The organism is Streptomyces sp. LS1784 (assembly GCF_020103755.1).
Classification (GTDB): Bacteria; Actinomycetota; Actinomycetes; order Streptomycetales; family Streptomycetaceae; genus Kitasatospora.
Genome location: NZ_JAHSQD010000347.1, coordinates 1 through 8,924 on the forward strand (window position 1 = coordinate 1; position 8,924 = coordinate 8,924).

Genomic DNA, 8,924 nt, shown 5'->3' on the forward strand with positions numbered 1-8,924 from the left:
AGCGGCCCGGACGCTCCGCCAACGCCCGGGTGATCCCCCGGCGCAGCCTGGCCGAGGCCCCGGGCTGCCGACCGAGCCGGTGCAGCCGTTCGGCCGGCAGCTCAGGTCGGCGGGCCAGCGCCAGCACCGCCGCGAACGGGCGGTCGCCCTCCGCCAGTCGGTCGCCCACGAGATCGACCAGACCATCCAACGCCGCGCCCGTGAGGGCCGGGTGGGCGGCGATCAACCGAAGGAGGCAGTTGTCGTTCCATGTGCTGTTGCGCCGGGTGGACAGCGAGGCCAGCAGATCGGCGGGCGCGGCGGCATTCGAAGCTATCGCGTGCCAGACGAACGGGTACTCCCCCTGCGCGAGTCGGCGCAGGACGTCCGGATTCGAGGTCCGCTCGGCCAGCCGCAGGTAGTCCCCGCCGTCGTGGAGGTGCTTGAGCGCCTCGGCGTCGTCCATCGTGTCCGTCGAATCCATCGCGCCCCGCCGCGTCCGTGTCATTCACGTCGAGGCGCGACCCTAGCAGGCGGCCGACCCGTCCTCAGCCCCCTTTCGGCAGGGGTGCTGAGGGCGGTGGCCGGGAGGGTGGGCAGCGGTCCCTCGGGCCGCAGCGTCCAGCCGGCCGGGGCCGGGGGCTCCGGGCCCGGGCGGGCGGTGAGGGTCAGGGTGCCCCGTCGTCCGCGAGGACGGTGTACGGCATGGCCGACCGGACCCGACCGCAGGCGACGTCCCGCCGCACGGCGGTGCCGCCCGAGGCGAACACCGGGGCCGTCATCGGACGTAGTAGGCCCGGTTGTGGGCGGCGACCGGCGGGGACTGGTAGGTCCACACCCCGGCGGCCGGGGCGTCGGCGATCAGGTGGCCGAGGTCGCGGGCGGACTCCTCGGCGGGGTTGCCGAGATCGAGCCGGACGCGTTCCGCGGTGCGGTCGTCCAGGGCGTAGTAGCGGTAGGGCTGGTAGACGTTGAGCGGCCCGGCCAGCAGCTTGCCCTCGTCGTCGGTGCCGTAGCCGGTGATCGGGGTGTTGTTGACCGATTCGGGGGTGAGACCGACCAGGTTCACGTCCAGGGCCAGGAGTTCCTCCTCGTGGCGCCTCAGTCCGTCCGGTCCCAGGGCGGCCCGACGGCAGGAGACCGACCAGCGTTCACGCACGCCCGGCGCGTTGAGGGAGGGCAGGGTGGTCTCGAACCAGCCCGGGTGCTTGGGCTCGGCGTACAGCCGGCGCCCGGCGTCGATGGCCGACGGGTTGTCGCAGAGCACGTGCAGCCGGGCGATGCCGAGCAGCTTGGTCTGGTCGTAACCCCTGGCGTACTGGCCGTAGTTGACCACCGGCATCCGTTCCTCAGCGAAGAGCGGGTGGGCGATCAGGTTGATCTCCAGCTCCTGGGTGATGCCGCCGCCGTTCGGATACTGGGCGAAGTAGAGCTGGTAGTTGAGCGAGACGCAGGCCCCGCCGTCGAAGGCGGCGACGTTCAGCCCCGGGTGACGCTTGGCGAGCAGTTCGCGCGCCCGCGCGCGGTCGACCAGGTAGTCGACGCCGATGTTGTGCAGTGCGCCGTAGTGGAAGGGCAGGTGGTACGGCTCCGGTACGGGCGGCAGCGGCAGGCCGGTCATGAGGGCTCCGAGGACGAGGACGAGAGCGGGGGCAGGGGCGAGGGGGACGGCGAGCGCGGTGCGGGGGTACGGGAGGCGGCCGGGGTCGGTACGACTGCCGGGCGGTGCAGGTCCAGCAGGTCGCGGTGCATCCGCTCGGCGCTGCGCAGCGCGAGGGCGGCCATGGTGAGCGAGGGGTTGGAGGTGCCGAGGGAGGGCATCGAGCCGCAGCCGACGGCGTACAGGTTGGGGTGGTCCCAGCAGCGCTGCCAGTGGTCCACGACCGAGTTCGCGGGCGAGTCGCCCATGATGTGGGTTCCGCCCCCGTGGCCGGCGCCCCGGTAGCCGTGGACGGCTCCCCGGTGTTCGAGCCGCCCCGGCCATCCGGCCGCCGGGTAGGCGGTGTGGTCCTCGGCGCCGAGCAGCGCGAACAGCTGGTCGGAGACGGCCCGGGCGGAGGCCATCCCGTCACGGACGTACTCCGAGAGGTCGTAGCGGACGACCGGACCGGGCAGACCGAGCGGGTCGCACCGGTCCCGGTCGAGGGTGACCCGGTTGGTCGGGTCGGCGGGCTGCTCCAGCTCGAACTGGAGCGAGAACTGACGGCCCAGCCGGTCACCGAGTCGCTCGCGCAGCTCCTTGCCGCGCAGGCCCTCCGCGAGCAGCGCCGCCGCCTCGGCCTCCGGCGCGCCGCCCGCCCAGGACCAGCCCCAGTTGCCGATCTCGATCCGGAACGGCGCCCGGCGGTCGCGCCCGGGGCCGAACCGGAACGCCTCCAGGCCGCTGGTGGACCCGGGGCCGCGATAGGGGCCGACCGGGCGGGGCATCAGCCCCCAGGTGAGCAGGGCCGGGTGGTCCATCAGGTTCCGGCCGACCTGGTCGCTGCGGTTGGCCAGGCCGGAGAGGAGCAGCAGCCGGGCGTTCTCGATCGCGTGCGCGGCGAGGACGACCAGGTCCGCCTCCACCCGGTGGGCCGTGCCGCCCGCGAGGTACTCGACTGCCCCGACCCGCCCGGTTTCCGGGTCGGCGAGCACCCGGCTGACGACGGCCTCCGTGCGCAGTTCGATCCCGGCCGCCCAGCGGGCCTGGGTGCGCAGCGGGGTGTACTTGGCGCCGCTCGGGCAGGCCGGGACACAGCCCGCGCTGCCCGCGCAGAGCGGTCCGTCGGCGGAACCGGGCCTGGTCGGCACGCCGTTTCGGGCGTGCGGGGTGGCGGTGACGGCGAGCCGGGCGGGGCCGGACACGGCGGGGTCGCGGACGGTCCGGCCGTCGAGGGCGCGGGCCAGCTGCCGGTCGAGATGGCTGGCCGGGATGGCGCGCATCGGGTAGTCGTAGCCGTCCGGAATGGGCAGTCCGACGGCGCGGCGCTGCTCGTCGGCGTCGGCGGCGACCCCGAGTTCCCGTTCGGCCTCGCGGTAGTGGGGTTCCAGGTCGTGGTAGCCGATCGGCCAGTTGCGGCCGTGGCCGAGGTCGCCGGTGCGGAAGTCCTCGGGGTGCATGCGCGGGGTGAGCCCGGTCCAGAGCAGTCCGGTGCCGCCGTTGACGCGCAGGTAGCCGCTGGCGTAGGGCAGCGGCCCGTACTGGCGGAGGTGGCCGGTGGCGGTGAAGCCCCCGTCCGGGCGTCCGGTGAGGTCGGTGACGTCGGGTGACGGCGCTTCGGGGCTGTGCGGGTAGGGCGAGGTGGGTGGTCCGCCGCCGGCCGCGCGGTGGGCGGTGGCGGCCTCGGCGCCGGTGGGAGCGGCCCGTCCGGCCTCCAGGACGAGGACCCGCCAGCCCTGTGCGCCGAGGCGGTGGGCGACCAGTGTCCCGGCGAAGCCCGCTCCGACCACGACGGCGTCCCAGCGCGCGCTCACCGGCCCTCACCACCGTTGTCCGGTGCCGCCGCACGTCGGGGGGCCTCGGCTCCCCGCAACGGCTCGGCTCCGCCCAGTGGCTCAGCGCCTCCCCGGACCTCAGCGTCTCCCCGGACCTCAGCGTCTCCCCGGACCTCAGTGCCGCCCGGGACCTCGGCGCCTCGGGGTGCCTCGGCCCAGCTGCCGTGTCCGGGGGCGGCGGCCCCGGGCGGGGTGGCGTGGAAGGTCCGCCAGACCAGTCCCTGGTCGTGGGCACGGGCGGAGGAGGGCGCCTCGCCGGGCCAGGCTCCGACGTACCAGAGGTGGACCAGGGCGTGCTCGTCCCGGACCCGGTGGGCCAGCGTGGTCCGGTGGTGCTCGTCCGCCATGCCGGTGGCGCGCAGCTCGGGTACGTCGAAGCCGGTGAGCTCGGCGCAGACGCGCAGGAACTCGTCCAGGTCGGCCAGGGCGTCGACGTACGCGTTCGCGGCGGGGTCCCAGCACTCCGCCAGGTCGTAGTCGGCCGGGTGGTCGTCGGACACGGACACGCGGGCACCCCCACGATCGACAACGGGTGGCCGAGGCATGACAGGCCGTACGGCGCAACGGACCGTACGGCGCGACAGGCCCCACAACGTGGCAGGCCCGGGGTGCCGAGCCTCGCCGAACCGCCCGGCCTGCCACCGCGATCCTGCCGCCCGCCCTCACCCCCGGAAACGCGTTGCACGAATCTGCCCGGACTTCGTCACTCCTTGCCCGGTCAGCCGCCCACCACGATCACCCGGCGTCCGCTTCCGGTCGGCCCAGCGCCCGGACCGCCGACAGGACGTCCAGGCCCAGCTCCGGATCGGCGTCCTCGGGCAGACTGACGGACAGCCGGGTGACCAGACCCGCGTACCGGCGGTGGACCTCCCGGGCGACCTCCTCGACCGAACCGCAGACCGCGAAGGTGTCGAACACCTCGTCGTCGATCAGCGCGGCCATCTCCGCCCAGCGCCCGCGCACCGAGTGGGTGTGCAGTTCCTCCTGGAGCCCCTCCCAGCCGTGCTGCGCCAGCACCGGGCGGTAGGCCGGCGTGGAGGCGTAGAACGCGAGCCGCTCGCGGGTGGCCGCCCGGTTGACCGCCAGCTCCTCCTCGGTGCGGCCGGTGGCGGTGAGCACGCTGCCGACGACCTCGAACGGCCGCTCCGTCCATGCGGCCCCCTCCGCCTCGGCCCGGGCCCGCTCCTCCGTCAGGCCGGGCAGCACCTGCTCGGCCAGGTAGGCGGTAGAGGAGAACGGGTGGCTGAGGAAGCCGTCGGCCACCGCCCCGGCGGTCCGGGTCATCAGCGGCCCGACGCCCGCCAGCAGGATGCGCGGCACCCCGGACGGGACCGGGTCCGGCGAGAACACCGGCGTCATCACCGTGTGGGTGTAGAACTCGCCCCGGAAACGCAGCCGTTCGCCGGTCTGCCAGCTGTGCCAGATCGCCCGCACCGCGTGCACGTACTCACGCATCCGGGCGGCCGGGCGGTCCCAGGGCATCCCGAAGCGCTTCTCGATGTGCGGCTTGACCTGCGAGCCGAGCCCGATGACGGCCCGTCCGCCGGAGGCCGCGTGCAGCCCCCAGGCCTGGTAGGCGAGCGTCATCGGGGTCCGGGCGAAGGCCACCGCGATGCCGGTGGCCAGCTCGATCGACTCGGTCCGGTCGGCCGCGCGGGCGAGCTGGAGGAACGGGTCGTACGCGGTCTCGGCGACCCCCAGCCGGTCCATGCCCCGGCGTTCGGCCTGCTCAGCGGCGTCCAGGATGCCCGCCGGGTGTCCGGAGGCGGTGGCGTCGAGGCGGAGGGCGGCGGGTCGGTCCATGGCGTTGTGCTCCTGGTCGCGGGCGGCGGTGCTACCCGGGTAGCCTGCCACGTCTCGGCCCGCGTCCCGGACGGACCGCCGCCACCTCCACCCGCCGCCTCACCGACGGCCGCCGGCCCCACCCGCACCGCCCGGCAGTGCGAACAGCCGTTCCAGGTGCCGGTCGACGGCCGCGAGCACGGCGGCGGGCTCGACCACCTCCAGCTCCAGCAGCGTGGTGAACCCGGTGAGCGCGAGCAGCAGGTCGGTCTCCACCACCGGGTCGCGGTCGGGCGCCAGGTACCCGTCGGCGATCGCCTGCCGGACCACCTGCTCGACCATCGCCCGCCCCTGGAGCAGGCCGCCGCGGGCCCGTGCGTGGACCTCCTCGTCGTGCAGCGCCTCCAGCACGTAGGCGGCGCTCATCCGGCTGGTCGCCCGCGCGTCGGCGTGCAGGGGCAGCAGTTCGACCAGCATGACCCGCAGCACGTCACGCGGGTGCGGCCGCTCGCCGAGCGCTCCCAGTGCCCGGCCGACCCGCAGTGCGCTCTGCTCGCCGGCGAAGTCCATCGCGAAGGAGAGCATCTGCGCCCGGGAGTCGAAGTAGTGCTGGAGCTGCCCGAGCGAGATGCCGGCCTCCTGCGCGACCTCGCGCATCGTCAGGTGCGTGGCGCCGCGCCGCTCCACGACCCGCCACAGCGCACGGGCGATCATCTCGCGGCGTTCCCGGTGGTCGACCTGCTTCGGCATGGGCGGCGGCTCCTCGGGCTCTCTCCACGCGCGGCGTACTCTTTTCCATACACTTGACACAATACAGTCGACCGATAACGTGGAAAGCCTTCCGAGGGAGGGGCGTCCACATGCCGGAGCAACCCGTCGTCCGCACCACCGAAGGACTCGTCCGCGGCTGCTGGGAGCCGCAGCACGGGCAGGACCAGCGACAGGACCAGCAAGCGGGCCGGGAACTCGCGGTCTTCCGCGGCATCCGCTACGCCCAGCCGCCCGTCGGAGCCCTCCGCTTCGCCGCTCCCGTCGAGCCCGAGTCCTGGGACGGCGTCCGTGAGGCCGCCGCCTTCGGCCCCGTCGTCCCCCAGTCCGGGCCGATGCCCGCCGAGTCCCCCGGAACGTCCGAGGACACCGACTGGCTGACGCTCAACGTCTGCACACCCGATCCGGGCGCGGCCGGGCTGCCGGTCCTGGTCTGGATCCACGGCGGCGGGTTCATCTCCGGGGCCTCCGGCGACCCGCTGTACGACCCGACCGCCCTGGCCTCCGCCGGGCTGGTCGTGGTGAGCATCAACTACCGCGTGGGCGCCGAGGGTTTCGCGCTGCTGGAGGGCGCCCCGGCCAACCGGGCCTTCCTCGACCAGATCGCCGCCCTGCACTGGGTTCGGCGCAACATCGCCGGGTTCGGCGGGGACCCTGCGCAGGTGACCGTCGCCGGGCAGTCCGCCGGCGCCGGGTCGGTCGCCGCCCTGCTGACGATGGACCAGGCCCGCGGCCTGTTCCGGCGAGCCGTCGCCCACACCGTGCCGGGCAACCACTGCACGCCCGCCCTGGCCGCGGAGGTCACCGCCGAGCTCGCGAAGCTGCTCGGCACGGCCCCCACCGCCGCCGCGCTGGCCGAGGTGCACCCGTGGCGCCTGGCCTCGGCGGTCACCGAACTCGGCACCGCGCTGCCGGAGCACCTCGCGCGCTGGGGCCGGCTGGCGCACAGCGGCATCGCCACCGTCCCGGTGGTCGACGGCGAGGTCCTGCCCGGCTCTCCGTGGTCGGCGCTCACCGCCGGCGTCGAGCTGCTGGTCGGCCACACCCGGGACGAGTTCCGGCTGTTCAGCGTCCTCAGCGGACGGCACGGCACCTTCACCGAGGAGGAGGCCCGGCTCGCGCTGGATCTGTTCGCCCCGCCACCGGGCGGCCCGGACGCCTACCGGGCCGCCCTCCCGGGCGCGACACCCTCCGAGCTCATCGAAGCCGTCAGCTCCGACGCCCTCTTCCGGGTGCCGTCCCTCCGGCTGGCCGAGGCCAACGCGGCTGCCGGCGGCACCTCGTACCTCTTCGAGCTCGCTCTGCCCGCTCCCGCCCTCGGCGGCGTCTTCGGCGCCTGCCACGGTCTGGACGTGCCGCTCGCCTTCGGCAGCCTGGACAGCCCGACGGCGCGGCACGTCCTCGGCGACCCGCCTCCGCCGCAGGCGGTCCGGGTCTCGGCGGAACTGCGGCAGGCCTGGGTCCGGTTCGCCACCACCGGCGACCCGGGGTGGCCCGCCTTCGATCCGGACGGGCAGCTCACCCGGGTCCTGGACGCCCGCTCGGAGACCGTCCGCTACCCGGAGCAGGCCGCCCGCCGGATCTGGACGGGGAACCCCCTCACCGCCTACGGCCTCCGCTGACGGAAGCCCGGCACGACGGGACGCCCGAGGGCCGGTCCGGCGGATCCGCGACAGGTCCTGGACACCCCACCCGTACGGGTGAGCGACGGGTACGACACGTGCGCACGCTCCGTCGCTCACCCGCCCGCGTGGGGCCCACCGCGCGGCCGCTACTTCGCGGCGTCCTCCAGCATCTTCAGCAGCCCGGCGGCCACCAGGGCCGAGGAGGCCGGGTTCTGACCGGTCACCAGGTTGCGGTCGACCACCGCGTGCGGCGCCCAGGGCTCGCCCTCCTCGAAGTCCACGCCGAGCTCGACCAGCCGGTCCTGGAGCAGCCACGGCGCCCGGTCGGCCAGGCCGGCCTGGGTCTCCTCGGCGTTGGTGAAGCCGGTCACCCGGTATCCGGCGAAGGGCGAGCCGCCGTCCTCGGTCCGCGCTGCGAGCAGTGCGGCCGGGCCGTGGCAGACCACCCCGAGCGGGCGCCCGGAGGCGAGCGCCCGGGTCAGCAGCCGGCCGGAGTCCGCGTCGACCGCCAGGTCCTCCATCGGGCCGTGACCGCCCGGGTAGAACACGACGTCGTAGTCGGCCGGGTCGGCCTCGGCCAGCACCAGCGGCTGCCGGAACTCGGCGATCTTCGCCAGTTCCTCGACCATCGCCGGATCGGTCAGGCCGGCCCGGTCCGCGACCGGGACGACGCCGCCCGGGGTGGCGACGGTGACCCGGTGACCGGCCTCGGTGAAGGCGCGGTACGGGACGACCGCCTCCTCCGCCCAGAAGCCGGTCGGGTGCGCGGTGCCGTCGTTCAGGGTCCAGACCTTCGAACCGGTCAGGACGAACAGGATGTCGGCCATGGGGTGTGCCTCCAGGGGTACCGGGGTCTGCGCCGCGACGACCTGCCGCGACGCTCACCCCGTCGACGCTAGACGCGCCCCACCCGCGGGAACCAATGGGCCTCGCGATGCGAGGCATCGGGATTCCGATGCCTCACCCGGATCGTCGAGCCGGCCGTCGAGCCATCGGAATCCCGTAGGCTGGCCGGCATGAGCGATCGGCCGACCACCGGCTCCGGCCCGCTGGACCTCAACCAGCTGCGGACCTTCCTCGCCGTGCACCGGGTGGGCTCCTTCACCGCGGCCGCGCACCTGCTGGGCCTGTCGCAGTCCACGGTGACCGCGCAGATCCGGGCGCTGGAGCAGCGGCTCGGCCGGGAGCTGTTCGAGCGCGGGGCCCGCGGGGTCAGCCCGCTGCCGTACTCCGACGACCTCGCCGCCCGCCTCGCCGTGCCGCTGGACCAGCTCGCGGGCCTCGCCGGCGGGCGCG

9 protein-coding genes are annotated in these 8,924 nt (G+C 74.8%); 2 read left to right on the forward strand and 7 right to left on the reverse strand.

The annotated features are described in order from the left end of the window. From KS423_RS30220 to KS423_RS30245, 6 genes are all read right to left on the reverse strand, one after another. On the reverse strand, positions 1 to 463 hold a 463-nt coding region (locus KS423_RS30220), incomplete at its 3' end, for a hypothetical protein (protein WP_224282952.1). A 294-nt stretch (positions 464 to 757) separates the two neighbouring features. After that, positions 758 to 1,600: a hypothetical protein gene (locus KS423_RS30225; RefSeq protein ID WP_224282953.1), complete on the reverse strand. Its 843-nt coding sequence runs from the start codon at positions 1,598 to 1,600 to the stop codon at positions 758 to 760. Then, entirely contained in the window at positions 1,597 to 3,432 is a 1,836-nt protein-coding gene (locus KS423_RS30230) for a GMC family oxidoreductase (protein WP_224282954.1), read from the reverse strand. Before KS423_RS30230 ends, KS423_RS30225 begins: the two co-directional genes overlap by 4 nt. Then, a complete protein-coding gene (locus KS423_RS30235; RefSeq protein ID WP_224282955.1) occupies positions 3,429 to 3,959 on the reverse strand; it encodes a hypothetical protein in 531 nt (176 codons plus the stop codon). The genes KS423_RS30230 and KS423_RS30235 overlap by 4 nt, the downstream gene beginning before the upstream one ends. A 229-nt stretch (positions 3,960 to 4,188) precedes the next feature. Beyond that, positions 4,189 to 5,256, reverse strand: a complete 1,068-nt coding sequence (locus KS423_RS30240; protein ID WP_224282956.1) for a TIGR03617 family F420-dependent LLM class oxidoreductase — start codon at positions 5,254 to 5,256, stop codon at positions 4,189 to 4,191. A gap of 99 nt (positions 5,257 to 5,355) precedes the next feature. Continuing rightward, on the reverse strand, positions 5,356 to 5,985 hold the full coding sequence (locus tag KS423_RS30245; protein WP_224282957.1) for a TetR/AcrR family transcriptional regulator: 630 nt from the start codon (positions 5,983 to 5,985) through the stop codon (positions 5,356 to 5,358). Between the two features lie 110 nt (positions 5,986 to 6,095). Here KS423_RS30245 and KS423_RS30250 point away from each other — a divergent pair, with 110 nt between their 5' ends. Then, a complete protein-coding gene (locus tag KS423_RS30250; protein WP_224282958.1) occupies positions 6,096 to 7,625 on the forward strand; it encodes a carboxylesterase/lipase family protein in 1,530 nt (509 codons plus the stop codon). A gap of 149 nt (positions 7,626 to 7,774) precedes the next feature. Here the strand turns inward: KS423_RS30250 and KS423_RS30255 are convergent, their stop codons facing one another. Further along, positions 7,775 to 8,455 (reverse strand): type 1 glutamine amidotransferase domain-containing protein, encoded by a 681-nt coding sequence (locus tag KS423_RS30255; protein WP_224282959.1) that lies wholly within the window; start codon positions 8,453 to 8,455, stop codon positions 7,775 to 7,777. Between the two features lie 189 nt (positions 8,456 to 8,644). Between KS423_RS30255 and KS423_RS30260 the strand changes: the two genes are divergently transcribed. Further along, a partial coding sequence (locus KS423_RS30260) for a LysR family transcriptional regulator (protein WP_224282960.1) occupies positions 8,645 to 8,924 on the forward strand: 280 nt, incomplete at its 3' end.